This is a genomic window from Burkholderia sp. SRS-W-2-2016, from assembly GCF_001931485.1.
Taxonomy (GTDB): Bacteria; Pseudomonadota; Gammaproteobacteria; order Burkholderiales; family Burkholderiaceae; genus Paraburkholderia.
Genome location: NZ_MSDV01000005.1, coordinates 20,147 through 47,077, shown reverse-complemented (window position 1 = coordinate 47,077; position 26,931 = coordinate 20,147). Strand labels below are relative to the sequence as shown.

23 protein-coding genes and 1 pseudogene are annotated in these 26,931 nt (G+C 64.3%); 18 read left to right on the top strand and 6 right to left on the bottom strand.

Features of this window, described 5'->3' with window-relative positions; genetic code table 11:
• Positions 1–17 precede the first annotated feature (17 nt).
• From BTH42_RS01550 to BTH42_RS01540, 3 genes and pseudogenes are all read left to right on the top strand, one after another.
• Positions 18–1,088: a homocysteine S-methyltransferase family protein gene (locus BTH42_RS01550; RefSeq protein WP_075295048.1), complete on the top strand. Its 1,071-nt coding sequence runs from the start codon at positions 18–20 to the stop codon at positions 1,086–1,088.
• An 84-nt stretch (positions 1,089–1,172) separates the two neighbouring features.
• Positions 1,173–3,905: pseudogene (gene metH / locus BTH42_RS01545) on the top strand (methionine synthase); the annotation flags it as partial.
• A 172-nt stretch (positions 3,906–4,077) separates the two neighbouring features.
• The gene (locus tag BTH42_RS01540) at positions 4,078–4,284 is read left to right on the top strand and encodes an acid-shock protein (protein ID WP_075295044.1); all 207 of its coding nucleotides are present in this window, start codon (positions 4,078–4,080) and stop codon (positions 4,282–4,284) included.
• Positions 4,285–4,502: 218 nt separating this feature from the next.
• On the opposite strand, the gene BTH42_RS01535 is transcribed toward BTH42_RS01540, so the two are convergent.
• A complete protein-coding gene (locus tag BTH42_RS01535; RefSeq protein WP_075295042.1) occupies positions 4,503–4,829 on the bottom strand; it encodes a DUF1840 domain-containing protein in 327 nt (108 codons plus the stop codon).
• A gap of 470 nt (positions 4,830–5,299) precedes the next feature.
• On the opposite strand from BTH42_RS01535, the gene argS reads away from it, so the two are divergent.
• The 8 genes from argS (at position 5,300) to BTH42_RS01495 (ending at position 14,482) form a co-directional block, all read left to right on the top strand.
• Positions 5,300–7,090: an arginine--tRNA ligase gene (gene argS, locus BTH42_RS01530; protein WP_075295040.1), complete on the top strand. Its 1,791-nt coding sequence runs from the start codon at positions 5,300–5,302 to the stop codon at positions 7,088–7,090.
• A 61-nt stretch (positions 7,091–7,151) separates the two neighbouring features.
• Positions 7,152–7,982 carry an SPOR domain-containing protein gene (locus BTH42_RS01525; RefSeq protein WP_075295037.1) on the top strand — a complete coding sequence of 277 codons (831 nt, stop codon included), beginning with the start codon at positions 7,152–7,154 and terminating at the stop codon, positions 7,980–7,982.
• 174 nt (positions 7,983–8,156) lie between these two features.
• Positions 8,157–8,795 carry a thiol:disulfide interchange protein DsbA/DsbL gene (locus tag BTH42_RS01520; protein ID WP_075295036.1) on the top strand — a complete coding sequence of 213 codons (639 nt, stop codon included), beginning with the start codon at positions 8,157–8,159 and terminating at the stop codon, positions 8,793–8,795.
• A gap of 15 nt (positions 8,796–8,810) precedes the next feature.
• Positions 8,811–9,584 carry an SDR family oxidoreductase gene (locus tag BTH42_RS01515; RefSeq protein WP_075295034.1) on the top strand — a complete coding sequence of 258 codons (774 nt, stop codon included), beginning with the start codon at positions 8,811–8,813 and terminating at the stop codon, positions 9,582–9,584.
• Between the two features lie 3 nt (positions 9,585–9,587).
• Positions 9,588–10,406 (top strand): helical backbone metal receptor, encoded by an 819-nt coding sequence (locus BTH42_RS01510; RefSeq protein ID WP_075295032.1) that lies wholly within the window; start codon positions 9,588–9,590, stop codon positions 10,404–10,406.
• A 253-nt stretch (positions 10,407–10,659) separates the two neighbouring features.
• The gene (locus BTH42_RS01505) at positions 10,660–12,246 is read left to right on the top strand and encodes an ABC transporter substrate-binding protein (protein ID WP_075295030.1); all 1,587 of its coding nucleotides are present in this window, start codon (positions 10,660–10,662) and stop codon (positions 12,244–12,246) included.
• 278 nt (positions 12,247–12,524) lie between these two features.
• On the top strand, positions 12,525–13,925 hold the full coding sequence (locus BTH42_RS01500; protein ID WP_075295028.1) for an amidase family protein: 1,401 nt from the start codon (positions 12,525–12,527) through the stop codon (positions 13,923–13,925).
• Between the two features lie 89 nt (positions 13,926–14,014).
• Positions 14,015–14,482, top strand: coding sequence for a RidA family protein (locus tag BTH42_RS01495; protein ID WP_075295232.1), 468 nt, complete (start codon positions 14,015–14,017; stop codon positions 14,480–14,482).
• A gap of 109 nt (positions 14,483–14,591) precedes the next feature.
• Here BTH42_RS01495 and BTH42_RS01490 read toward each other — a convergent pair whose 3' ends face one another.
• Together BTH42_RS01490 and BTH42_RS01485 are read right to left on the bottom strand one after the other, a co-directional pair.
• Positions 14,592–14,888, bottom strand: coding sequence for a hypothetical protein (locus tag BTH42_RS01490; RefSeq protein ID WP_075295026.1), 297 nt, complete (start codon positions 14,886–14,888; stop codon positions 14,592–14,594).
• A 56-nt stretch (positions 14,889–14,944) separates the two neighbouring features.
• Positions 14,945–15,295, bottom strand: coding sequence for a DUF4148 domain-containing protein (locus BTH42_RS01485; protein WP_256701693.1), 351 nt, complete (start codon positions 15,293–15,295; stop codon positions 14,945–14,947).
• Between the two features lie 269 nt (positions 15,296–15,564).
• On the opposite strand from BTH42_RS01485, the gene BTH42_RS01480 reads away from it, so the two are divergent.
• Positions 15,565–16,437, top strand: coding sequence for a GNAT family N-acetyltransferase (locus tag BTH42_RS01480; protein WP_256701692.1), 873 nt, complete (start codon positions 15,565–15,567; stop codon positions 16,435–16,437).
• A gap of 65 nt (positions 16,438–16,502) precedes the next feature.
• Here the strand turns inward: BTH42_RS01480 and BTH42_RS01475 are convergent, their stop codons facing one another.
• The 3 genes from BTH42_RS01475 to BTH42_RS01465 all read right to left on the bottom strand — a co-directional run bounded on the left by BTH42_RS01475 (position 16,503) and on the right by BTH42_RS01465 (position 20,463).
• Positions 16,503–17,603 carry a beta-propeller fold lactonase family protein gene (locus tag BTH42_RS01475; RefSeq protein ID WP_075295228.1) on the bottom strand — a complete coding sequence of 367 codons (1,101 nt, stop codon included), beginning with the start codon at positions 17,601–17,603 and terminating at the stop codon, positions 16,503–16,505.
• Between the two features lie 98 nt (positions 17,604–17,701).
• Positions 17,702–19,255, bottom strand: a complete 1,554-nt coding sequence (locus BTH42_RS01470; protein WP_075295022.1) for a methyl-accepting chemotaxis protein — start codon at positions 19,253–19,255, stop codon at positions 17,702–17,704.
• 134 nt (positions 19,256–19,389) lie between these two features.
• Entirely contained in the window at positions 19,390–20,463 is a 1,074-nt protein-coding gene (locus BTH42_RS01465; RefSeq protein ID WP_075295020.1) for an MBL fold metallo-hydrolase, read from the bottom strand.
• 179 nt (positions 20,464–20,642) lie between these two features.
• Between BTH42_RS01465 and BTH42_RS01460 the strand changes: the two genes are divergently transcribed.
• Genes BTH42_RS01460 through BTH42_RS01435 form a run of 6 tightly spaced genes read left to right on the top strand, consistent with a single transcriptional unit; the run spans position 20,643 to position 26,504 of the window.
• The gene (locus BTH42_RS01460) at positions 20,643–21,047 is read left to right on the top strand and encodes a MerR family DNA-binding transcriptional regulator (protein ID WP_075295018.1); all 405 of its coding nucleotides are present in this window, start codon (positions 20,643–20,645) and stop codon (positions 21,045–21,047) included.
• A gap of 31 nt (positions 21,048–21,078) precedes the next feature.
• On the top strand, positions 21,079–22,899 hold the full coding sequence (gene aceK, locus BTH42_RS01455) for a bifunctional isocitrate dehydrogenase kinase/phosphatase (RefSeq protein WP_075295016.1): 1,821 nt from the start codon (positions 21,079–21,081) through the stop codon (positions 22,897–22,899).
• A 60-nt stretch (positions 22,900–22,959) separates the two neighbouring features.
• Positions 22,960–24,168 carry an acetyl-CoA C-acetyltransferase gene (locus BTH42_RS01450; protein WP_075295014.1) on the top strand — a complete coding sequence of 403 codons (1,209 nt, stop codon included), beginning with the start codon at positions 22,960–22,962 and terminating at the stop codon, positions 24,166–24,168.
• A 42-nt stretch (positions 24,169–24,210) separates the two neighbouring features.
• Positions 24,211–24,888: an SDR family oxidoreductase gene (locus BTH42_RS01445; protein ID WP_075295012.1), complete on the top strand. Its 678-nt coding sequence runs from the start codon at positions 24,211–24,213 to the stop codon at positions 24,886–24,888.
• Between the two features lie 21 nt (positions 24,889–24,909).
• The gene (locus BTH42_RS01440; protein ID WP_075295010.1) at positions 24,910–26,043 is read left to right on the top strand and encodes an acyl-CoA dehydrogenase family protein; all 1,134 of its coding nucleotides are present in this window, start codon (positions 24,910–24,912) and stop codon (positions 26,041–26,043) included.
• 5 nt (positions 26,044–26,048) lie between these two features.
• Positions 26,049–26,504: a YchJ family protein gene (locus BTH42_RS01435; protein ID WP_075295008.1), complete on the top strand. Its 456-nt coding sequence runs from the start codon at positions 26,049–26,051 to the stop codon at positions 26,502–26,504.
• Positions 26,505–26,931 lie beyond the last annotated feature (427 nt).

Here is a 26,931-nt window from a genome sequence, read left to right as displayed (position 1 = left end):
ACACGCCCCCGTCCGCCATGACCCAGCCCGCCCAAACCGCCACGCCAGTCCGTCCCGACGCCGCCTACACGCGCGGCGCCGCACTGCCCGCGCTGCTGAACTCGCGCATCCTGATCCTCGACGGCGCGATGGGCACGATGATCCAGCGCTACAAGCTCGACGAAGCCCGCTATCGCGGCGAGCGCTTCAAGGACTACGCGCGCGACATCAAGGGCAACAACGAACTGCTGTCGATTACCCAGCCGCAGATCATCAGCGAGATTCACGAGCAGTATCTGGCGGCCGGCGCGGACATCATCGAAACCAACACGTTCGGCGCAACCACCGTCGCGCAGGCCGACTACGGGATGGAGTCGCTCGCGATCGAGATGAACGTCGAATCGGCGAAGCTCGCGCGCGCCGCGTGCGACAAGTACTCGACGCCGGACAAGCCGCGCTTCGTCGCCGGCGCGATCGGACCGACGCCGAAGACCGCGAGCATTTCGCCCGACGTCAACGATCCGGGCGCGCGCAACGTGACCTTCGACGAACTGCGCACCGCCTACTACGAGCAGGCGAAGGCGCTGCTCGACGGCGGCGCCGATCTGTTCCTCGTCGAAACGATCTTCGATACGCTGAATGCGAAGGCCGCGCTGTTCGCGCTCGACGAACTGTTCGAAGACACCGGCGAGCGTCTGCCGATCATGATCTCGGGCACCGTCACCGACGCATCGGGCCGCATCCTGTCGGGCCAGACCGTCGAAGCATTCTGGAACTCGCTGCGCCATGCGAAGCCGCTGACGTTCGGCCTGAACTGCGCGCTCGGCGCGGCGCTGATGCGCCCGTACGTCGCCGAACTCGCGAAGCTGTGCGACACCTACGTGTCGTGCTACCCGAACGCCGGCCTGCCGAATCCGATGAGCGACACCGGCTTCGACGAACTGCCCGCCGACACCTCCGGCCTGCTGAAGGAATTCGCCGAAGCGGGTCTGGTGAACATCGCCGGCGGCTGCTGCGGCACGACGCCCGAGCACATCGCGGCGATCGCGAAGGCGCTCGCCGAGCTCAAGCCGCGCAAGTGGCCGAGCCAGTATCGCGACGCCGCCTGAGCGCGGCCACCGCTCCTCGGCCCAACGCCACGCACGTCACGTCGCTCACGTCCGCGCACCTCGCACCCTTTAACGCACGCACCGACTCGCACTCACGCCATGACCGATCACACCATGCGCCTTAGCGGCCTCGAGCCGTTCAACGTCACGTCCGGGACGCTCTTCATCAACGTCGGCGAACGCACCAACGTGACCGGCTCGAAAGCGTTCGCGCGAATGATCCTGAACAATCAGTTCGACGACGCATTGGCGGTCGCGCGCCAGCAGGTCGAAAACGGCGCGCAGGTGATCGACATCAACATGGACGAGGCGATGCTCGATTCGAAGGCGGCGATGGTCCGCTTCATGAATCTGATCGCTTCGGAGCCGGACATCGCGCGCGTGCCGATCATGATCGACTCGTCGAAGTGGGAAGTGATCGAAGCGGGTCTGAAGTGCGTGCAGGGCAAGGCGATCGTCAACTCGATCTCGCTGAAGGAAGGCAAGGAAGCGTTCGTGCATCACGCGAAGCTGATCCGCCGCTACGGCGCGGCCGCCGTCGTGATGGCCTTCGACGAACAGGGCCAGGCCGACACCTTCGCGCGCAAGACCGAAATCTGCAAACGCTCGTATGACGTACTGGTGGGCGAAGTCGGCTTTCCGCCCGAGGACATCATCTTCGACCCGAACATCTTCGCGATCGCGACCGGTATCGAGGAACACAACAACTACGCGGTCGACTTCATCGAGGCGACCCGCTGGATCAAGCAGAATCTGCCGTACGCGAAGATCAGCGGCGGCGTGTCGAACGTGTCGTTCTCGTTCCGCGGCAACGACCCGGTGCGCGAGGCGATCCACACGGTGTTCCTCTATCACGCGATCCAGGCGGGGATGGACATGGGCATCGTCAACGCGGGTCAGCTCGGCGTGTACGCGGATCTCGATGCCGAGTTGCGCGAGCGCGTCGAAGACGTGGTGCTGAACCGCCGCGACGATGGCACCGACCGGCTGCTCGAAATCGCCGACAAGTTCAAGACCGGCGCCGCGAAGAAGGAAGAGAACCTCGAGTGGCGCAATCAGCCGGTCGAAAAGCGTCTCGCGCATGCGCTGGTGCACGGCATCACGAACTTCATCGTCGAAGACACCGAGGAAGTGCGCGCGAAGATCGCCGCCGCCGGCGGTCGCCCGATCAACGTGATCGAAGGCCCGCTGATGGACGGCATGAACATCGTCGGCGACCTGTTCGGGCAGGGCAAGATGTTCCTGCCGCAGGTCGTGAAATCCGCCCGCGTGATGAAGCAGGCGGTCGCGCATCTGATCCCGTTCATCGAGGAAGAAAAGCGCCAGCTCGCGGCGGCCGGCGGCGACGTGCGCGCGAAGGGCAAGATCGTCATCGCGACCGTGAAGGGCGATGTGCACGACATCGGCAAGAACATCGTGTCGGTGGTGCTTCAGTGCAATAACTTCGAAGTGGTCAACATGGGCGTGATGGTCCCGTGCAGCGAGATTCTCGCGAAGGCGAAGGTCGAAGGCGCGGACATCATCGGGCTGTCGGGGCTGATCACGCCGAGCCTCGAAGAGATGGCCTACGTCGCGTCGGAAATGCAGCGCGACGACTACTTCCGCGTGAAGAAGATTCCGCTGCTGATCGGCGGCGCGACGACCTCGCGCGTGCACACCGCGGTGAAGATCGCGCCGCATTACGAAGGCCCGGTCGTCTATGTGCCGGACGCGTCGCGCTCGGTGTCGGTTGCGTCGAGCCTGCTGTCGGACGAAGGCGCGACCAAGTACATCGACGACCTGAACACCGACTACGCGCGCATCCGCGACCAGCACGCGAACAAGAAAGCGCAGCCGATGGTCACGCTCGCCGAAGCGCGCGCGAATAAAACCAAGGTCGACTGGGCGAGCTATCAGCCGGTCAAGCCGAAGTTCATCGGCCGCCGGGTGTTCAAGAACTTCGATCTGAACGAGCTCGCGAACTATATCGACTGGGGCCCGTTTTTCCAGACCTGGGATCTGGCCGGCCCGTATCCGGCGATCCTGAACGACGAGATCGTCGGCGAATCGGCGCGCCGGGTGTTCTCGGACGGCAAGTCGATGCTCGCGCGTCTGATCCAAGGTCGCTGGCTGCAGGCCAACGGCGTGATCGCACTGCTGCCGGCCAATACGGTCAACGACGACGACATCGAAATCTATACCGACGAATCGCGCACCGAAGTCGCGATGACGTGGCGCAATCTGCGCCAGCAGAGCGTGCGGCCGGTGGTCGACGGCGTGATGCGGCCGAACCGCTCGCTGGCCGACTTCATCGCGCCGAAGGATTCGGGCGTGGCCGACTACATCGGCATGTTCGCGGTGACCGCCGGTCTCGGCGTCGACGTGAAGGAGCGCCAGTTCGAGAAGGACAACGACGACTACAGCGCGATCATGCTGAAGGCGCTCGCGGACCGCTTCGCCGAAGCGTTCGCCGAGGCGATGCACGCGCGCGTGCGACGCGACCTGTGGGGCTACGCGAACAGCGAAACCCTGTCGAACGACGAACTGATCGCCGAAAAATATCGCGGCATCCGCCCGGCGCCCGGCTATCCGGCCTGCCCGGATCACCTCGTGAAGCGCGACATGTTCGACGTGCTGCAAGCGAACGAGATCGGCATGAGCGTGACCGAATCGCTGGCCATGCTGCCGGCGGCCAGCGTGTCGGGCTTCTACCTCGCGCATCCGGACAGCACCTACTTCTCGGTCGGCAAGATCGGCGCGGACCAGGTGGACAGCTACGCGCAGCGGATGGCGCTGTCGAAGGCGGACGCCGAGCGCGCGCTCGCGCCGTTGCTGTAAGCGGCCGCTCGTGGGCCGCGCCGCGCGCCGCCCACTATATCGGTCCCGAAACCCTGAAGATTTGCCGCCACGGCAATTTCGGCTTTGTAGACTGAGTCGGCTTTCATCCTGTCAGGCGCGAGCACAACGCGCCGGCTCACCGAACTTGCAACCGTCACCGGAGAAAAATCGTATGAAGAAGCTGACGCTGTTACTGACCGCTGTTTCGCTGGCCGCGGGCGCTTCCGTGGCGCTCGCGCAAGCGGCCGCGCCGGGCGCGTCGAGCGAGGTCAGTTCGTACTCGCCGCCGACCGAAAAGCATGTGAAAAAGCCGAAGAAACACAAGACGAAGAAGGGCGAGACCGCGCCGGCGGCCGCTCCCGAAGGCGCAAGTCAGTGAACGGCGTCGCCGTTTGCGCACCTTGAACGTCAAAGAGCCCGCGTTAAGCGGGCTCTTTTGTTTGTTGCAATGAATCTGTAGACGATTGGCGCTCGGAGGCAGCGCCGCCGGAGACCGGCCGAACCGCCACCGCACCGCACCGCACCGCAGGCCATCATGGCCATACGCGCGCCGCAGCAGCCGGACCTTACCGTTCAGCCAGCACGCGCCGCCCTCAATCACAGCCCCCAGACGATATCCGAGTTTTCCTTCTGCGCCGCGCGCAGCATGTCGAGGAACGGATACGCGCGTTGCGCGAGGCCGGGCGGAATTTCGTGGCGCTCGTGACCGTCCTCGCCTTCGTGGAAATGGCCTTCGTGTTCCGCGCGTTCGCGCTTGTCCACGGTGATCGCGGCTTCGAGCTTCTCGATCGCGGGACCCAGTTCCTCGGGGGTGATCACGCCCCTCTGCCCAAGGCGTTTGCCGATAATGCCGAGCAGATGCTGCGCCAGATTGTCCAGCATCATCACGTCCGGGCAGGCGTGGCATTTGAAAGTAATCAGCATGACCGTTCCTTTTTCGTTATGTCGGGTTGACGCACGAGCGACCCGCGGGCGGCCTCGAAGGTGACCTGAACGCGCCTGACACGACACCGTGCGGGCACGGCGGACACGACCGCTGGCGGGCATCTCATTGAACATATTAGCACCTGCTAAAATCCGTCTGAACGGAAAAGCGCGCCGCCAGACGCCGCGTGCAGCAAGGCGCGACGAGCAACAGGCAAGCGTGCGAAGCAGGTGGTTAAAGCCTGCGTCGCAACTCGCGTGCCGCGCGAGCCAGGGGCCACCGGCCCGCGTCACGGCAAGCCGGCATGCGCCGCTCACCAGCTCGCCGCGGCGGCAACGCGCCTGGCCACGCTGCTGCCGGGCGCACGCCGCCGCAACGCTCGACGCCGCCCGCCGCAACGCTTCCGACACCGGCCTCGGCCGGCGCCACTTCCGCCTTACCGGATCGCCTCACTGGACTCGCAACAAGCATGCTGCCCGCACACAAACACACACTCGAAACACTGCTCGCCGCAACGGTGAAGCAGGTCGCGCTCGCCACTCAGGGCGCCACCGAAGCCGCGTTCGTCTCCCCCACCATCACGCTCGAGCGCCCGAAAGTCGCCGCGCACGGCGACGTCGCGTGCAACGTGGCGATGCAGCTCGCCAAGCCGCTGCGCGCGAATCCGCGCCAGCTCGCGCAACAGATCGTCGATGCGCTGCTCGCGCAGCCCGAGGCTAAAGGCCTGATCGACGCGGCCGAAGTCGCGGGTCCGGGCTTCATCAATCTGCGCCTGAGCGCGGCGGCCAAGCAGGCCGTCGTCAGCGCGGTGTTCGCCGAAGGCGTCGGCTACGGCCGCTCGCAACGCGACGCCGGCAAGCACGTGCTAGTCGAATTCGTGTCGGCCAACCCGACCGGTCCGCTGCACGTCGGCCACGGCCGCCAGGCCGCGCTCGGCGATGCGCTGTCGAACGTGCTCGCGTCGCAGGGCTGGGACGTGCATCGCGAGTTCTACTACAACGACGCCGGCGTGCAGATCCAGACGCTCGCGCTGTCCACGCAGGCGCGCGCGCGCGGCCTCGCCCCCGGCGACGCTGGCTGGCCCGCGTCGGCGTACAACGGCGACTACATCGCCGACATCGCGCACGACTACATGAACGGCGTCACGGTCGAAGCCAGCGACGGCGCACCGGTCACCGGCGCGCGCGACGTCGAAGACCTCGAAGCGATCCGCCGTTTCGCGGTCACCTATCTGCGCCGCGAGCAGGACATGGACCTGCAGGCGTTCGGCGTGAAGTTCGACCGCTACTACCTGGAATCGTCGCTGTACACGGAAGGCCGGGTCGAGAAGACCGTGCAGGCACTCGTCGATGCCGGCAAGACCTACGAGCAGGAAGGCGCGCTGTGGCTGCGCACCACCGACGACGGCGACGACAAAGACCGCGTGATGCGCAAGACCGACGGCACGTACACGTACTTCGTGCCGGACGTCGCCTATCACGTCGCCAAGTGGGAACGCGGCTTCACCAAGGTCATCAACGTGCAGGGCTCGGACCACCACGGCACGATCGCGCGCGTGCGCGCCGGCCTGCAGGGTCTCGGCATCGGCATTCCGAAGGGCTATCCCGACTACATCCTGCACAAGATGGTCACCGTGATGCGCAACGGCGAAGAGGTGAAAATCTCGAAGCGCGCCGGCAGCTACGTGACCGTGCGCGACCTGATCGAATGGTCGGGCGGCGCGACGCCGGGCACCGAAGCGGCGGTCGATCTGATCGACGAGGAAACCATCCGCCGCGGCCGCGACGCGGTGCGCTTCTTCCTGATCTCGCGCAAGGCCGACACGGAATTCGTGTTCGACATCGACCTCGCGCTGAAGCAGAACGACGAGAACCCGGTCCACTACGTGCAGTACGCGCACGCGCGGATCTGCTCGGTGATCGCCGAGTGCAACACGCGCTACGGCTTCGACGAAAGCGCGCTGGCCGGCGTCGACCTCGCGCCGCTCACGAGCGAACGCGCAATGGCGCTGCTCAACAAGCTCGCCGAGTTCCCGGACATGCTGCAGCACGCGGCCGACGAACTCGCGCCGCACGCGGTCGCGTTCTATCTGCGCGACCTCGCCGGTGAATTCCACTCGTTCTACAATGACAGAGCCGAGCGCGTGCTGGTCGACGATGCGGCCGAACGCAACGCGCGCGTCGCACTCCTCGCGGCCACCCGTCAGGTGCTGGCCAACGGTCTCGCGACGATCGGCGTCTCCGCTCCCGTCAAGATGTAACTCTCCCGGCGTAACATGCACGCGGCCGTCGTTATAATCGACGGCCGTTCCTGGATTCTTTTTGCAGGTGATTCGAACGATGGCAAAACCACGCCGCACAACAAAGCAATCGAAGCAAACCGGGGGTACTTTTCTCGGTATCGTGCTGGGCCTGATCGTCGGTCTGGCAATCGCGGTAGTCGTGGCGCTGTACATCACCCGTGCACCTACGCCGTTCGTCTCGAAGGTCGCGCCGCCCGCGGCGCAGGAGAACGGCGCAAGCCAGCCGCAGTACGATCCGAACCGGCCGCTGCAAGGCAAGACGCCGGGCCAGCCGGTGCCGCAGGCCGCGCAACCCGCGCCGCCGAACACCGCACCGGGTCAGACCAACGCGCAGACCCAGTCGGGCATGCTCGAAGAACCGCAGATCGTCGAAGTGCCGCCGACCATCGGCAACTCGAACGGCACGGCGGTCGCGCCGAAGCCCGCGCAGGATAACAACGCGCTAGCCAACAATGCGCCGGCTTCCGCGCCGGCGAAGAAGCCGCAAACCTCGAGCGCGCCGAGCGCCACCACGGCAGGCTCCGCGCCGAAGACCAGCAGCGCGCCGGCCACCACCGCCAACAACGCGGCGAAGCCGGGTTCGGCCGCCGCGCCGGTACCGGGCGACGCGAACACCGGCTACTTCCTGCAGGTGGGCGCATACAAGACCGCCGCCGACGCCGAACAGCAACGCGCGCGTCTCGCGTTCCAGGGCTTCGAGTCGAAAGTCACCCAACGTGACGCGGGCGGGGTTACGTACTACCGCGTGCGGATCGGCCCGTTCTCGAAGTTCGAGGACATGAATTCGAGCCGCCAGCGTCTGTCGGATGCCGGTGTCGACACCGCGGTGATCCGCTTCACCAAACAATAAATAAACGGTAATGCCGGCTCGCGCGGCGCGCTGAACCATCGGCGCGCAGCGCGAGTCACAAGCACGATGGCCGCCTCGCCCGCTTTGCCTGCCGAAGCGGCCACCCGAATCTGACAAGCGGTGACGGACATTCGCGTGGCTTCACCGCATCACGCTTACCTGGGTCTACACAACATGAAAAAGCTGCTGAGCATCCTGTTTCTCTCGCTGGGCCTGATCGCGGCCTCGGCGCACGCGTCGCCGCAAGCGCCGGTCGCCGGCAAGGACTACACCGTCCTCGCCACGCCGCAACCCACCGACGTGCCGGCCGGCAAGATCGAAGTCACCGAATTCTTCTGGTACGGCTGCCCGCACTGCAACGAATTCAACCCGTTCCTCGAAGCATGGGTGAAGAAGCAGGGTCCGGACGTCGTGTTCCGCCGCGTGCCGGTGGCTTTCCGCGACGACTTCATCCCGCATTCGAAGATGTTCCACGCGCTCGACGCGCTCGGCGTCGTCAACGAACTCACGCCGAAGATCTTCAACGAAATCCACGTCAACAAGAACTACCTGCTGACGCCGGAAGACCAGGCCAAATTCCTCGCGAAGTTCGGCGTCGATCCGAAGAAGTACATGGAAGCGTACAACTCGTTCTCGACGCAAAGCGCGCTGCAGAAGGACAAGAAGCTGCTCGACGACTACAAGATCGAAGGCGTGCCGACCATTGCGGTGCAGGGCAAGTTTGAAACCGGCCCGGCCGCGACCAACAGCCTGCCCGGCACGATCCAGGTGCTCGACTACCTCGTCTCGCAGGTTCGCGCGAAGAAGATGTAATCACGAGGCGCCGGTATGACCTCTCCCCTGAAGGTATTCATTACCGGCGCATCGAGTGGCATTGGCCTCGCGCTCGCCGGCGAATATGCACGGCGCGGCGCGATTCTCGGCCTCGTCGCCCGTCGCGGCGACGCGCTCGCCGCGTTCCAGCAGTCCCATCCCCAGAATACCGTCTCAATCTATGCGGTCGACGTGCGCGACGCGGAAGCGCTCGCCGAGGCCGCCGCGCGCTTTATCGCCGAACACGGGCTGCCCGACGTGGTGATCGCCAATGCCGGGATCAGCCGCGGCGCGCTGACCGGGCACGGCGATCTGCGCACGTTCCGCGAAGTGATGGACATCAATTACTTCGGCATGGTCGCAACGTTCGAGCCGTTCGCCGCGGCGATGGCCGCCGAGCGGCGCGGCACGCTGGTCGGTATCGCCAGTGTTGCGGGCGTGCGCGGCCTGCCGGGCTCGGGTGCGTACAGCGCGTCGAAGTCGGCGGCGCTCAAGTATCTGGAAGCGTTGCGGGTCGAAATGCGGCCGCTGGGCGTCGGTGTCGTGACGATCGCGCCCGGCTATATCCGCACGCCGATGACCGAGCACAACCCGTACGGGATGCCGTTCCTGATGGACGCGGATCGCTTCGCCGCGAAGGTAGCCAGCGCGGTCGAGCGGCAAACTTCGTTCGCGGTGTTCCCGTGGCAGATGCGGGTCGCGGCGATGCTGCTGCACGTATTGCCGCGCTGGCTATACGACCGCGTGTTCGAACGCGCGCCGCGCAAGCCGCGCGCCGTCGCCGAGTAAAACATGTCCACCCGTGCGGTCGATGCAGCCGGCGTCGCGCACGAACCAGCGGGCGCCGCCGCGCGCATCGTGTCGCTGGTGCCGAGCGTCACCGAAACACTGTTCGCGCTCGGCCTCGACGGCCAGATAGTCGGGCGTACCGGTTTTTGCGTGCATCCGCGCGACAAGGTGCAAGTGGTTCGCAAGGTCGGCGGCACCAAGGCCGTCAAGCTCGACGCGATCCGCGCGCTGCGCCCCACTCATCTGCTCGTCAATATCGACGAAAACGAACGCGACACCGTCGAACAGTTGCGTGCGTTCGTCCCGCATATCGTCGTCACCCATCCGCAAACGCCGCGCGATAACCTCGCGCTCTACGCGCTGCTCGGCGCGATCTTCGGCCGTGAGCACGAAGCGCGGCGCCTCGCCGATGCGCTCGAACTACGCCTGCGGAAAGCCGCCGCCCGCCGCTTTGCCGCGCAGAACGTGCTGTACCTGATCTGGCGTGAACCGTGGATGAGCGTCGCGCGCGACACCTACATCGCCGCGATGCTGGAACTGGCGAACTGGCACGCGCTGCCCGACGTGCACGGCGGTCTCAAGGGCGCAGCGCGCTACCCGGTACTCGACTTCGATGCCGCGCCGTGGCTCGCGCAGGTCGACCGGGTGCTGCTGTCGAGTGAGCCGTACCGGTTCACGGCCGCGCATCGCGATGCGCTCGCGCGCGATTCGCGCATGAGCGGCAAGCGTATCGAGTTGATCGACGGCGAGATGACGTCGTGGTACGGGGTGCGCGCGATCGACGGGGTCGACTATCTGTTGCGGCTCGCAGCGGCGGGTTGAAGGCCCGCGGCCCGCGGCACGCGCGCTGCTACCCCGCCCGCCATATGGATATGTCGATTAAATTGTTGTCGCCATAATCCCCCTTCGATAAGCTTTCGCGAAGGCGCGCCGCCCGCGAAGCCGGGTCTCCCGGCCCGTGCGACGGCGCCGGGAGCAAATCACGCGCGTGGCGCCGCCCGCCGCGACCGCTTCCCGAGGCCGCCATAAACACAACCAGACGCACAGCCTGACCGCGCTCGTCACCGGAGATCCTATGCGCTTCAAACTGCTCGCAGCCGCCATCCTGTTCACAGCGCCCGCGCTGGTGCTCGCCAAACCGCTCACCGTCTGTACCGAATCGAGCCCCGACGGCTTCGACGTCGTCCAGTTCAACTCGCTGGTCACGACCAATGCGTCGGCCGACGTGATCTTCAACTCGCTGGTGTCGTTCGACGAAGCGCAGAAGAAGGTCGTGCCGGCGCTCGCCGACAAATGGGAAGTGAGCGCCGACGGGCTGACCTACACGTTCCATCTGCGCCCGAACGTGCAGTTCCAGACCACCGACTACTTCAAGCCGACCCGCGCGCTGAACGCCGACGACGTGATCTTCACGTTCGACCGCATGCTCAACGACAGCAACCCGTGGCACAAGGTGACGGGCGCGAGCGGCTTCCCGCATGCGCAATCGATGGGGCTGCCGAAGCTGATCAAGGCGATCACCAAGGTCGACGAGAACACCGTCAAGTTCGAGCTGAACGAGCCGAACGCGACCTTCGTATCGATCCTGACGATGGGCTTCGCGTCGATCTATTCGGCCGAATACGCGGATCAGTTGCTGAAGGCCGGCAAGCAGGTCGACCTGAACGCGAAGCCGATCGGCACCGGCCCATTCGTGCTGAAGAGCTATACGAAAGACGCAGTGATCCGCTACGACGCGAACCCGGGCTACTGGGGCGCGAAGCCGAAGATCGAGCGCCTGATCTACGCGATCACGCCGGACGCGACCGTGCGCGCGCAGAAGGTGAAGGCCGGCGAATGCCAGATCGCGCTGTCGCCGAAGCCACAGGATCTCGCCGACGCGAAGAAGGACAAGTCGCTCGCGATCGTGCAGACGCCCGCGTTCATGACCGCGTTCGTCGCGCTGAACACGCAGCAAAAGCCGCTCGACAACCAGAAGGTGCGTGCCGCGCTGAACATGGCGTTCGACCGCACCGCGTATCTGAAGGCCGTGTTCGACAACACCGCGACGCCGGCGGTCAATCCGTTCCCGCCGAATACGTGGAGCTACAACCACTCGATCAAGGGCTGGCCGTACGACCCGGCCAAGGCGAAGGCACTGCTCGCGCAAGCGGGCTTCCCGAACGGCTTCTCGACGACGATCTGGGTGCGCCCGAACGGCAGCGTGCTGAATCCGAGCCCGAAGGCCGGCGCCGAAATGCTGCAGGCCGACTTCGCGAAGATCGGCGTGAAGGCCGAAGTGAAGGTGATCGAATGGGGCGAGCTGATCAAGCAGGCCAAGCAGGGCCAGCATGACACGCTGTTCATGGGCTGGGCCGGCGACAACGGCGATCCGGACAACTATCTGTCGCCGCTGTTCAGCTGCAACGCGGTGAAGTCGGGGATCAACTTCGCGCGCTTCTGCGATCAGGATCTCGACAAGCTGATCGCCGACGGCAAAGCAACCTCCGATATCGCTAAGCGCACGAAGGCGTATGAAGCCGCGCAGCAGATCATCCACGACGAAGCGCTGTGGATTCCGCTCGGTTATCCGACCGCCGCGGCAATTACGCGTACCAACGTGAGCGGGTATCACGTGAGTCCGTTCGGACGACAAAACTTCGGCACGGTCGCGGTGCAGTAAGTTTCCTGCCGCGCCTGAAGGCAAAAGAGCCGACCTCGCAGGTCGGCTTTTTTTATTTGGCGAATGATTTCTTTGTAGTTCTCTTCTCTGTGGTTCTCTTCTTTGCGGTTCTCTTCGCCGCGCGATTTGTGTCTCCAACGTATCCACGGCGAGTCCGGAAAAACTGGCTTACATTTCAGAGGCCGGCGGACATACGTTAGATACATTGGGCCGTTCAAATTGACACCCGCCAGTCTGCTCGCGGCAACGCGAACGCAGCAATGCTAACCGGAGGGAACATGAGTGAACTATGGCGTTTATCGGCGACCGAGCTTGCCGCGCGGATCAAAAGCCGCGACGTGTCCGCGCGGGAGGCCGCGCAGTCCGCGCTCGCGCGCCTCGATGCGGTGAATCCGGCGATCAATGCGATCGTCGAACATCGCCCCGAGGCGGTCCTTGAACAGGCGGACAACATCGACCGCGCGATCGCGCGCGGCGAAGATCCCGGCCCGCTCGCCGGCGTACCGGTCACCGTCAAGATCAATGTCGATCAGGCGGGTTTCGCGACGACCAACGGCACCCGTCTACAAGAAAAGCTGATCGCCGAGTTCAACAGCCCCGCCGTCGATAACCTGCAAAAAGCCGGCGCGATCCTGCTCGGCCGCAGCAATTCGCCGGCCTTCGCGCTGCGCTGGTTCACCTCCAACCTCGTCCACGGCCGCACCGTGAATCCGCGCAATCCGAAGTTGACGCCCGGCGGCTCGTCGGGCGGCGCGGCGGCCGCGGTCGCCGCCGGGATCGGCCAACTCGCGTTGGGCACCGATATCGGCGGCTCGGTCCGCTACCCCGCGTATGCGTGCGGCGTGCACGGATTGCGGCCGACGCTCGGACGCGTGCCCGCATTCAACGCGTCGTCCCCCGAGCGGGCGATCGGCGCGCAACTGATGTCGGCCGCCGGTCCGATCGCGCGCACGATCGCGGATCTTCGCCTGGGACTGCTTGCATTGTCCGCGCCGGACCTGCGCGATCCCTGGTATGTGCCGCTGCCGCTCGAAGGGCGCACGGTGCCGCTGCGCGCCGCGCTGTGTCTGCGGCCGGGCGGCTTGCAGATCGTGCCGGAAGTCGAGCACGCGCTGCGCGATGCGGCGCAACGGCTCGTCGATGCGGGCTGGACCGTCGAAGAGATCGACGATACGCCGTCGCTGCGTGAAGCCGAGCAGTTGCAGGAGCGCTTGTGGCTCGGCGACGGCTTCGACGCGCTGGTCGACTCGGTCACCCGCGACGGCGACCCCGCCGCGCTGGCCGTCGTCACCGCGGCGCGCCGCAAGGTTCAGGACTTGCCCGCCGATGTGATCAGCCGGTCGTTAGTACGTCGTACTACGTTGACGCGCCAGTGGCGCCTGTTTCTCGATCAGTACGCGGTCGTGTTGATGCCCGTCTCCGCCGAACTGCCGTTTCCCGACGATCTCGACCAGCAGGGCCTCGACGGCTTCGACCGCGTATGGGAAGCACAACTGACAATGCGCGCGCTGCCGGCGATGGGTCTGCCCGGGCTCGCGGTGACGACGCAACTCGTCGACGGCGTGCCGGTCGGCGTGCAGATCGTTGCTGCGCACTATCGGGAAGATCTTTGCCTGCTGGCCGGCGAAGCGATCGAGGCACGCGGGGTGCCGGAATCGCCGATCGATCCGCGGGTTTGATTGCCGGTTTGATCGCCGGTTTGATTGCGCCTTCGACCGCGGCTGAAGCGCCGCGGTTGTCGCCGCTCAATTCATCTATCGAGGATTGCATGTCCGAACACGACGTCTACGCAACACTGAAAGAACTGGGTATCGAACTACCCGTGGTCGGAGCGCCGGCCGCCGCTTATCTGATGTGCGTGCAAAGCGGCAATACCGTGTACCTGTCCGGCCATCTGGCGAAAAAGGACGGCAAGGTATGGGCCGGAAAACTCGGCGCCGGTCTGAGCACCGACGAAGGCTACGCCGCCGCGCGTGCGGCCGCGATCGACCTGTTCGCGACATTGCATGCGCACGTCGGCGACCTCAATCGCGTGACGCGCATCGTGAAGGTGATGAGCCTCGTTAATTCGAGCGAGGATTTCGTCGAACAGCATCGGGTGACCAATGGCGCGTCCGATCTGATCGCTCAGGTGTTCGGCGATAACGGCAAGCATGCGCGGTCCGCGTTTGGCGTCGCGCAGATTCCGTTGGGCGCTTGCGTCGAGATCGAGATGACGGTGGAAGTGGCTGCGTAGGAATCGATGTTTTAGATCGCAAACCTGTGAAGCCGCACACCGATTGGTGCGCGGCTTCCATAACGATTGAGTAAAGAGCGAGTTGCGACAACACAATCGCGACTGCGCATTAGTGATGCGCGTAAGGCGAGATCGACGCCGCGTCTGCCGCGCTTACAAAACGCGCGCCCGATTGCGAACTGCCCTGTTGCGCACCGCCGTACGACTGCCTGCTGAGTTCGCCGTCCGTCACCCGGACGGCCTGCTCGGCGCTCACTGTCAACGCGCTCTGCCCGCGTTGCGATGCCGGCGCGCCGACGATCGGGTTGTAATGCGGCGCGGGCCCATAACCGCCGCTAGCGAATGCGGGAGCCGCGACTGCGGCGCTGGCCGAAAGAACGGCGGCAACAAAAAGATGCTTGATCATGGCAAACCTCGATAGTGAATGAGAAGAAGGTACTCGGATCGTTCGATCGATAATGCTTAGCTACCCTGATAGATCTTGTTGAGCGCGGCGAGCTGGCCGTCGGTTCTGGCGCGAGCCAGTTCCTGGCGAACCTCGGCACGCGTTTTCGCTTGCGGCGCGCTTTGCGGCGGGGTCCATTGCGCTTCTGCCTGCACGACGGCGGTGGCTGCGTGCGGGTCGGCTGCATTGGCCGCGTAGTTGGCTGCATAAGCGGAACCGGCGGTTGCGCACGCAGCAACGGCCAAGGTCAAAGCGATCATCGGGACTTTCATGGCGTTCTCCTGAATCAGGTCGGATGGAAAAAAATCCGCCGGGCGTCCGAAGCGGACGGCAGACCTTCGGGTCTGCGTCACTGCGTTGTTCGGCATCCGTCGTTGGATGTATTAGACCCAGCCGAGGTATCTGGCTTGTGTCGGGTGGGGGCGGAATTGCAAGGCTGTGTGTCGGCTCGCGGGCCGTACACATTCAGGTACAAAGCTGTGGGGTTTCCCGGAGTCCTTGCACCGTTGCAACGCCGTCGCGGCAGCCGGTTCTGACGCTGTAAAGACGAGGCCGCGAAAGTTCTGGCGCCGAACCTTCGGTGAACTATTCTTGGGTGGAGGCAACGCGCCGCCAGTGCGGCAACAGGATCATCGGAATGAACGCGCACACCGGCATGGATGCCGAACTGGCCCGGCACTACATCGTCCGCACGATGACGGCCGGAGAAGTCCCGCTAGCGATCGAGTGGGCAGCAAACGAGGGCTGGAATCCGGGCCGCGATGACGCGCGGTGTTTCCGCGCCGCCGATCCCGGCGGCTTCCTTGTCGGTGAATTACACGGTGAGCCGGTCGCCTCGATTTCCGCGGTCGCTTACGACGCGCATTTCGGCTTTATCGGTTTGTATATCGTCAGACCGGAGTTTCGCGGCAAAGGACTCGGGCTGCGGCTCTGGCAACACGCAATGGATTATCTGAACGGGCGCAACGTCGGTCTGGATGGTGTCGTCGCGCAGCAGGCGAACTATCGGAAGTCGGGCTTCCAACTCGCGCATCGGAACATTCGTTTTCAAGGCGTTGCACATGCAGCGCCAGCGAGTGCGGCAGTCACGGATTTATCCGCGGTCCCGTTCGACCAGTCGACCGCTTATGACCGGCGCTGGTTTCCCGCGGCGCGCGCCGATTTTCTGAAAGCATGGATCGCGCAACCCGACGTGATTGCACTCGCGTCGATACGCGATGGCGTGATGCGTGGCTATGGCGTACTGCGCGCTTGCCGTCAGGGGCGCAAGATCGGCCCGCTGTTCGCCGACGATGCGCTCACCGCCGAACAGCTATTCGATGCCCTGCTCGGCAAATGCGCTGATGAAACCGTGTCGATCGACGTGCCTGAGAGTAACGCCGCAGCGATTGCGATGGCCGAACGGCACGGCATGTCGATCAGCTTCGAAACCGCGCGGATGTACACGCACGCACCGCCGGATATTCCGATGGCGCGTGTGTTCGGGATTACGTCGTTTGAACTCGGTTGAGGCGGCATTAGCATTGCTGCCGGCTTCAGCATCGCTTTAGCGTAGCCTCAACGCGCCCTCAAACCTCAGTCAGCATTCGAACCGTTGAACTCGACGACTTCGACCCAATTCGCGCCCTTGCCAACCGGATACTGTCCGATCGCGCTCAGCTTGCCGGTCTTGCCATCGATGCGGTAAGCGCTCAATGTCGGCGACAACTGTCCGACCGCCAGCAGGTATTGACCGGACGGATCGATATTGAAGCCGCGCGGTTGCTTCTCGGTCGGATAGGTGCCGATGCGCGTGAGCTTGCCGCTCGCGCGATCGATCCGGTACGCGGCGAGCGTGTTCGACGTGCGCTCCGACGCGAACAGGAAGCGCCCGTCCGGCGTCACGTGCAGGTCGGCGCCCCACGGATTGCCACCGGAGAAATTGGGCGGCAGGATCGATACGGTCTGCACCGGCTTGACGGTATCGCGCTTGTTGTCGAGCGCCAGCACGTGCAGCTTGCCGTCGAGTTCATCGATCAGATACGTGAAGCGCTGATCCGGCGAGAACACGAAGTGACGCGGGCCCGACTTCGGCGGCAATGCATAGGCCGGCGAAGCATCTTCGGTCAACTGACCATTCGATGCATCGAACTTGAAACGCAACCACGCATCCGAGCCGAGCACCGACGCGAATACCACACGGTTATCGGGCGCGTTACGGATCGCGTGCGCCATCGGGCCGGTCTTGATGGTCTGCTGCACGTTGCCGACCACGCCGTTCGCGCCGATCGGGTTCACCGCCACCATGTTGCCGCCGTACGACGCGGAAAACAGATAGCGGCCGCTGGCGTCCGTCGAGATATACGCCATGCTCTCGGCGAGCGGCGCGCGGCCGAGTTCGATCAACTTGCCGTCGAGCGGATTGACCGCGAAGCTCACCACGCTATAAGGCGTCGAACGCAGCCCCGCGTACAGGCGCAGATGGTCCGGCGAAAACGTCATCGGCATCGCCGTGCCACCGACCGCGACCGTCTCCACCGGCGTCAGCGCGCCGTTGGATTTGTCGAGACTGAAAACCGAAATGTCCTTGCTGTCCGCGTTCGAGACATACGCATACGTCGCGGCCTGCGAGATGCCCGATGCGCACGCACCAGCAAAAAGAACGGCGATTGCGCCGAGGACGCCTTTGAGCTTCATCTTCATACTCCAGTTGGGAATGGCTATTGCGCGGGTGGGTCCGGCTGCGAATTACGCCGGATTCGCGCAGTGATTCATGCAGTGACTCATGCGGCAAGTTACGCGGCGAGGCGGAAGGCCGACACGGCGGCCGTCATCGATTGCGCCTGTTCTTCGAGCGCGCTCGCGGCGGCGGCCGCCTGTTCGACGAGCGCCGCGTTCTGCTGGGTCACCTGGTCCATCTGCGAGACGGCCTGACCGACCTGCTCGATGCCGGTGCTCTGCTCGATCGTCGCGGCTTTGATTTCGTTCATCAGCGTGGCGACGCCGCGCACCGCGCCGACGATCTCCTTCATCGACTGACCGGCCTGGGTGACGAGGCTATTGCCGTTCGCGACGTCATCGACGGAAGCCGAGATCAAGGCCTTGATCTCGCGCGCGGCATCCGCGCTGCGCAGCGCGAGACTGCGCACTTCGCTGGCGACGACCGCGAAGCCGCGGCCCTGTTCGCCGGCCCGGGCCGATTCGACCGCGGCATTGAGCGCGAGGATATTGGTTTGGAATGCGATGCTGTCGATCATCCCGGTGATCTCGGCGATTTTGCGCGAGCTGTCGCTGATCGCACTCATCGTCTGAATGGCACGCTCGACCACTTCGCCGCCGTTCTCGGCGACCTCGGCCGCGCTCGATGCGCGCGTGCTCGCCTGTTGTGCGTTATCCGCATTCTGTTTGACCGTCGACGTCAGTTGCTCCATGCTCGCCGCGGTTTCTTCGAGCGCCGCCGATTGCTGTTCGGTGCGGCTCGACAGATCCAGATTGCCCGCGGCGATCTCGCGTGCGCCGCCGTGAATCGCTTCACAACTCGTGCGCACGTTCGCGACCGTCTGCGACAGACCGCTCTGCATCCGCTGCATCGCCGCGAACAATTGGCCGATCTCGTTGCCGCTCGCCTCCGGGATACGCGCGGTCAGATCGCTCGCGGCGATCCGGTCGAGCAGCGTCGCGGCGTCCTTCAGCGGCGTCGTAACGATGCGGCGCAGCGCGAAATGCGACGCGACGATCAATGCGAGTGCCGCGCTCACGCCGACGATCACCAGCGCGATGACCCACGTGTATTCGCGATCGACCTGCGCGATCGCATCGTTCGACAAACTGTTCGCGATGCTCTGGAATTTCTCGACGTTCACCGAATACACCTTGCCGGCTTCGGTAATGTCGCGATCGTTGATCTCCGCGTAGGCGTTGGTGTCACCGGCCAGCAGTGCGTCGGATGCTTTTTTCAGAAACGCCGCAAGGTTGTTCGATGAGTCGATCAATTGCTGCTTCAGCGCGTCGTCCTGACCGGCGAAGGCCGCGGCGTTGCGGAACGACTCAGTTTCGTCGGCGGCTCGCTTGATCGTCGTCGCGGCGGTCTTCACCGCCGAGTCGCGAGTGGGCTGATCGTTGCGCTCCTTGAGCGCCGAATAGGCGCGCGTCAACGCGGAGCGCGTGCGGGTGGAGTCTTTGTAAGCGTCGTTGACGAGAATTTCCTGCGTCGCGATCTGATGGATCCGGTTCAGATTGGCGTTCGCGCGGCTGAGCGTGGCGACGCCCAGGATGCCGCCGAGCAGGATCATTGCCGCGAAAATCAGGAAGACCGCCAGAAGACTATTTCGAACCGAGACGTTGCGCATGCCGCATTCCAACCCGCTGTTATACGATGACTCGTTTAACGGCAGATTGGAGCAGGTCTTTAATTTGTGCGGGTTCGCAAGTGAGCGACGGGAGAGATCGGACCTCCTTGATATAGATCAATAGCCGTCGCTACTCAATTAGCCGAAAACCGGATCACCCCATCCTGATCCTGCGTCCGCTTCAGATCACCGGCAAGCCACAGCAGATGCAAATGCGCGAGCGCCTCGCCCATTGCAAACGTCATCTGATGGATATCGAGTTGCCGCTTGAACATGATCGGCACGATATCGGCCGCACTGCATGGTTTCTCCGCGCACGCGTCGCGCACTTCCGCGAGCCGCGCATCGTGATGCTCGCGCAACTGCTGGATTCGCGTGCGCACGCCGCGAAACGGCTTGCCATGCGACGGCAGCACCAGCGTATCTTCCGGCATCTCTTCATAGCGGCCGAGCGAACCGAGATACAACGCGAGCGGCGAACCCTCCGGTTCGATATCGAACACCGACACGTTGGTCGAAATGCGCGGCAACACCATATCGCCCGAAATCAGCGTGCCGGTTTCCGCGCAATACAGCGCGCAATGCTCCGGCGAATGACCGAAGCCCGTCACCACGCGCCACGTTCGCGCGCCGATCTTCACCTCGTCCGCTTCGCGCAGACGCCGGTACTGCGCGGGAATCGCCGGCACGAGACTCGTGTAGTAGCTCTTACGATTACGCAGTTTGTCGAGCGACTCGGCATCGTTCAAGCCGTGCCGCGCGAAGTGCCGCGCCGCGGCCTCGCCGCCCGCGTTCGAGCCGTCGCCGGTCGCCATCACGCGCGCCTGCATGTATTCGCCGTGAGTCATCCACAGCCGCGCATCCCAGCGCTGTTTGTCGCCGCCGCTGCACACCCAGTGCGCGAGGCCGATATGGTCCGGGTGGCAATGCGTGACGATCACACGCAACACCGGCAGTCCGTCGAGCACCGTGTCGAACACGCTCTCCCAGTTCTGCTTGATCGTGTCCGACGTAATCCCGCAATCGACCACGGTCCAACCTTGCTGCCCCTCGATCTCATCGCGCAGCAGCCACAGATTGATATGGTCGAGCGCGAACGGCAGCGGCATCCGTAGCCACAGCACGCCCGGCGCGACTTCCATCGTGCGGCCCGAGTCGGGCATCGTGTCGTTGAAGGGATATTGGAGTTGGTGTTCGAGTGCATTCATGGGGACTGTCTTCCTCCGTCGACTCTCCGGCATGGCGAGGTATGCGATACCGGTCGGCCTGGTTGTGGTTGCTTTCCGCTCTGCTTGACGATAACGTAAACGTCGATTCTATCGTTCAATCCGCTTTTGTGCCGGGCACCACAAGCACCTGCGGCCGCGAGCGGCCACGAGATCTCCCGATGAATACCCAATACACGATCACCGAGCTCGCGCGCGAATTCGACGTGACGCCACGCGCGATCCGCTTCTACGAGGATCAGGGTTTACTCTCGCCGAGCCGCGAAGGTTCGAGCGGCTTGCGGCGCGTCTATTCGGGCCGCGATCGCACGCGGCTGAAACTCACGCTACGCGGCAAACGGCTCGGCTTCACGCTGTCCGAAATCCGCGACCTGCTCGACGTCTACGAATCGCCGACCGACACCGTGCCGCAACTGCACGCGTTTCTCGCCACCGTCGCGCGTCATCGCGAAGTACTCGAGCGTCAGCGCGAAGATCTCAACGCAACGCTCGAAGATCTCTCGCAGTACGAAGCACAGGCGCGCGCATTGCTCGACGGCGGCAGGCACGACGCGAAGCCTGCCTGACTCTGAACGGCGCTCCGGGAGTTCGCGCTTTATGAATCACTTTCCCAAACTGCTGTCGTCGCAAATCGGCTTCGATGTCGCGCAGACGATGCTCGAAGGTTTCGACCGCCATTACCGGGTCTTTCGCGACGCCGCGATTCGCGCGAAAACGCTGTTCGAAACCGGCGACTGGCACCGTCTGCAACGGCTCGCGCGCGAGCGCATCACCTCTTACGACGAGCGCGTGAAGGAATGCGTAGTCCGGCTCGAAGACGAATACGACGCGGAGAACATCGACAGCGAAGTCTGGCAGCAGATCAAGCTGCATTACATCGGTCTGCTGACCTCGCATCGCCAGCCCGAATGCGCGGAGACCTTCTTTAATTCGGTGTGCTGCAAGATTCTGCACCGCTCGTATTTCAACAACGACTTCATTTTCGTGCGCCCGGCCATCTCGACCGAATACATCGAGAACGACGAGCCGGCCGCGAAGCCGACGTATCGCGCGTACTACCCGGGCACCGATGGACTCGCGGCAACGCTCGAGCGGATCGTCACGAACTTCCAGCTCGACGCGCCGTTCGAAGATCTGACACGCGACGTCGGCTGCGTAGTGCAATCGATCCACGACGCGTTCGGCGTATTCGACGAAGCGCCGAACTTCCAGATTCACGTGCTCTCGTCGCTGTTCTTTCGCAACAAGGCCGCTCATATCGTCGGGCGCATCATCAACGGCGACGCGCTGATACCGTTCGCGGTGCCGCTGCGTCACGTGCGCCCCGGCGTACTCGCGCTCGACACCGTGCTGCTGCGGCGCGAACAGCTGCTGATCATCTTCAGTTTTTCGCACTCGTACTTTCTGGTCGATATGGAAGTGCCGTCCGCCTACGTGCAGTTCCTCGGCACGATCATGCCGGGCAAACCGAAGGCGGAAATCTATACGTCGCTGGGTCTGCAGAAGCAGGGCAAGAATCTGTTCTATCGCGATCTGCTGCATCACCTGTCGCATTCGAGCGACCGCTTCATCGTCGCGCCCGGCATCAAGGGACTCGTGATGCTGGTGTTCACGCTGCCGTCGTTTCCGTACGTGTTCAAGGTGATCAAGGACAACTTCCCGCCGCCGAAGGAAACCACCCGCGAGAAGATTCAGGAAAAGTACCAGCTGGTCAAACGTCACGACCGGCTCGGCCGGATGGCCGACACGCTCGAATATTCGAGCGTCGCGCTGCCGCTGTCGCGACTCGACGACGCGCTGCTGCGCGAGCTCAAAAAGGAAGTGCCGTCGCTGCTCGAATACGACGGCGACAATCTGGTGATTCGCCATCTGTACATCGAGCGGCGCATGGTGCCGCTCAATCTGTTCCTGCAAAACGGCAACGACGCCGACGTCGAGCACGGCATCAAGGAATACGGCAACGCGGTGAAGGAACTGATCCAGGCGAACATCTTCCCCGGCGACATGCTGTACAAGAACTTCGGCGTCACCCGTCATGGCCGCGTGGTGTTCTACGACTATGACGAGATCGAGTACCTGACCGACTGCAACGTGCGCGCGGTGCCGCCGCCGCGTAATGAGGAAGACGAAATGTCCGGCGAGCCGTGGTACGCGGTCGGTCCGCACGATATTTTTCCGGAGACCTACGGCACGTTCCTGCTCGGCGATCCGCGCGTGCGCCGTTCGTTCATGCAGCATCACGCGGATTTTTTCGAGCCCGCGTTGTGGCAGACCCACAAGGATCATCTGTTGAAGGGCGAGCTGCCCGACTTTTTTCCGTACGACCAGAGCGTGCGTTTTTGCGTGCGCTATCCGGAACGCTTCACCGCCGCGCCCGTGAACACGCAACAGGACGCACCCGACGCGCGCGCGGCGTAAGCCCGATTCTCAGGTAACGGTCCGGCCGCGTCGGTGGCCGGGCACTCAAGGAGCTTGATGATGAGTGATGCAAATCTCGCTGGAACCCCGTCCGATCCGATCGTTATCGTCGGCGCCGCGCGCACGCCGATGGCGGGCTTTCAGGGCGACTTCGCGACGCTGACCGCGCCGCAGCTCGGCGCGGTCGCGATCGAAGCCGCGGTGCGGCGCGCGGGGCTGAAACCGGAACAGATCGACGAAGTGGTGATGGGCTGCGTGCTGCCCGCCGGTCTCGGCCAGGCGCCCGCGCGTCAGGCGTCGCTCGGCGCGGGGCTGCCGCTCGCGGCCGGCTGCACGACGGTCAACAAGATGTGCGGCTCGGGGATGCGCGCGGCGATGTTCGCGCACGACATGCTGGCCGCCGGCTCGCTCGACGTGATCGTCGCCGGCGGGATGGAAAGCATGACCAATGCGCCGTATCTGCTGCCGAAGGGACGCGGCGGGATGCGCATGGGCCACGGCCAGGTGCTCGACCACATGTTCTACGACGGCCTCGAAGACGCATACGACAAAGGCCGCCTGATGGGCACGTTCGCGGAGGAATGCGCGGCGTCGTTCGAATTCACTCGTGAAGCGCAGGACGCGTTCGCGGTCGAGTCGCTGAACCGCGCGAAGCGCGCGAACGAGGATGGTTCGTTCGATTGGGAAATCGCGCCGGTGAAAGTGGCGGACCGCAAGGGTGAGATCACGATCACGCACGACGAGCAGCCGTTCAAGGCCAACCTCGACAAGATCCCCACCTTGAGGCCCGCGTTCAGCAAGACCGGCACCGTGACCGCGGCGAACTCGTCGTCGATCTCGGACGGCGCGGCCGCGCTGGTGATGATGCGCGAATCGACCGCCAGGCGCCTCGGCGTCACGCCGCTCGCGCGCGTGGTCGGTCATTCGACGTTCGCGCAGGAGCCGTCGAAATTCACCACCGCGCCGGTCGGCGCGATTCGCAAACTGTTCGAGAGGAACGGCTGGCGCGCGGCCGACGTCGATCTGTACGAGATCAACGAAGCGTTCGCGGTCGTCACGATGGCGGCGATGCGAGAGCACGATCTGCCGCACGAGAAGGTCAACGTGAACGGCGGCGCCTGCGCGCTCGGCCATCCGATCGGCGCATCGGGCGCGCGCATTCTGGTCACGCTGATCGGCGCGTTGAAAAAACGCGGCGGCAAGCGCGGCGTCGCGACCTTGTGCATCGGCGGCGGCGAAGCGACCGCGATGGGCATCGAACTGGTCTGACGCGCGGCATCCGCGGCAGATCGATAAACCTTGAGGAATACGATGAAAACAGTATTGATCGTCGGTGCATCGCGTGGCATCGGCCAGGAATTCGTCCGCCAGTACAACAAGAGCGGCTGGCGCGTGCTCGCCACCGCGCGCGACGGCGCCGCGCTCGATGCGCTCGCCGAACTCGGCGCGCACACTTTCGCGCTCGACGTGACCGCGCCCGAAGAAATCGCGTCGCTCGGCTGGAAGCTCGACGGCGAACGGCTCGATGCGGCGATCGTCGTGTCGGGCGTGTACGGCCCGCGCACCGAAGGGATCGAAACGATCACCGCGGAAGACTTCGATCACGTGATGCACACCAACGTGCGCGGTCCGATGCAGTTGCTGCCGGTGCTGCTGCCGCTGGTCGAGGAGGCGGGCGGTGTGCTCGCGGTGATTTCGAGCCATATGGGCAGCACCGCCGATGCGAGCGGCACGACCGGCTGGCTGTATCGCGCGAGCAAGGCGGCACTGAACAACGTGCTGAAACTCACGTCGCTCGAAGCGCAACGCGCGACCTGCGTGTCGCTGCATCCGGGCTGGGTCCGCACCGATATGGGCGGCTCGCAGGCCGCGCTCGATCCGGCGCGCAGCGTCACCGGCATGCGCGAGGTGCTCGCGCAGGCGGCGGCGTCGCACGACGCGTTCAACGGCAAGTTCTTCCAGTACGACGGCACGCAACTCGATTGGTGAGCAACCCGAGGAGACACCCACATGGTGCTTGACCAGGACCACCTGATGGTGCGCGATGCGCTGCGCACCTTCGTACGCGACGCGATCACGCCGTACGCGGCGCAATGGGATCGCGAGCGCACGTTCCCGCGCGACGTGCACAAGCAGCTCGCCGAACTCGGCGCGTACGGCGTGCTGGTGCCCGAAGCGTATGGCGGCGCCGACATGGACGCGCTCGCGCTCGCGCTGATCCTCGAAGAAATCGCCGCCGGCGACGGCGGCACCTCGACCGCGATCTCGGTCAACAACTGCCCGGTGTGCAGCATCCTGCTCAGCTACGGCAACGACGCGCAGAAACGCGACTGGCTCACGCCGCTCGCGCGCGGCGAGATGCTCGGCGCGTTCTGCCTGACCGAACCGCAAGCGGGCTCCGACGCATCGGCGCTGCGCACCACCGCAACGCGCGACGGCGACGCGTACGTGCTGAACGGCGTCAAGCAGTTCATCACCAGCGGCAAGAACGGCGACGTCGCGATCGTGATGGCCGTCACCGACAAAACCGCCGGCAAACGCGGGATCAGCGCGTTCATCGTGCCGACCGCGACGCCCGGCTACGTGGTCGCGCGCGTCGAAGAAAAACTCGGCCAGCATTCGTCGGACACCGCGCAGATCGTGTTCGACGAGTGCCGCGTGCCGGCCGCGAACCTGATCGGCGCGCAAGGCGAAGGCTACCGGATCGCGCTGTCGGGTCTCGAAGGCGGGCGCATCGGCATCGCCGCGCAGAGCGTCGGGATGGCGCGCGCCGCGTTCGAGGCCGCGCTGAGCTACGCGAAGGAACGCGAGAGCTTCGGCGCGCCGCTGTTCTCGCATCAGGCGGTACAGTTCCGCCTCGCCGAGATGGCGACGCAACTCGAAGCCGCGCGCCAGCTGATCTGGCATGCGGCGTCGCTAAAGGATGCGGGCCAGCCGTGCCTGACCGAAGCGGCGATGGCCAAGCTGTTCGCATCGGAAGCGGCCGAGCGCATCTGTTCGGCCGCGCTGCAGATTCACGGCGGCTACGGCTATCTGAGCGACTTTCCGGTCGAGCGGATTTACCGCGACGTGCGCGTGTGCCAGATCTACGAAGGCACCAGCGACATCCAGAAGATCCTGATCGCCCGCGCGCTCAACCACTGAACTTCATGAATAAGCCATTGTTGTCAATGCAACGACCTGTCGACTGTCCGTGCGGCGGCACGACACCCGAAACACGCAGCGGCGCGGCCGCCAAAGCACCGCGCTTCACCGAGTGCTGCGGCCGTTATATCGACGGCGGCGAAGCCGCGCCGCGCGCGCTCGAACTGATGCGCTCGCGCTACAGCGCGTATGTGCTCGGCGCGACCGACTACCTGCGCGCGACGTGGGATCCGCGCACCTGCCCCGCCGATCTCGACGCGGACCCGGCCGCACCGGATGCGCCGCGTTGGCTCGGACTGCAGATCAAATCGTTCGCGCAGAGCGACGCCGATCACGCGACGGTCGAATTCGTCGCGCGTTACAAAGTCGCGGGACGCGCGCATCGGCTGCATGAATTGAGCCGCTTCGTGCGCGGCGACGATGAACGCTGGCGTTATGTTGATGGAGACGTTAATGACTAGGCAATCATTCCGTTTCATTAAATGCTCACTGCATTAAACGCCGAATCTTTCTGCTGTCTTTCAAGATCTCCGCGCGTACTTAGCAGAGCTTTACATCGGGCCTTCATCGAAGGCCTTTTCTTTAAGCGCTGCGTTCGACATTTTGGTGTTGGCCCCGCACCACAGCGCTTACACGACCTTTACCCATCACCTCCCGCCACCCGGCGCGAAGCCACGCCAGTCAAGCCCTCCCCGCCTTTATCCGCAACGCTGCAATTTTTTCGGCCCGGGTTCTCCTTGATTGCACAAAACAAAATTGTCGTGCCAGGATGAGTCCGTAGTTTCATGACGTCACGTTGCGAGAGCGAGTCAAACCCAATCCGCAAGATGCGCAGGAAACCGTGCCGGCCGCCACGTACTCGCGAGCCGCGGCGGTTCGACGTGCATC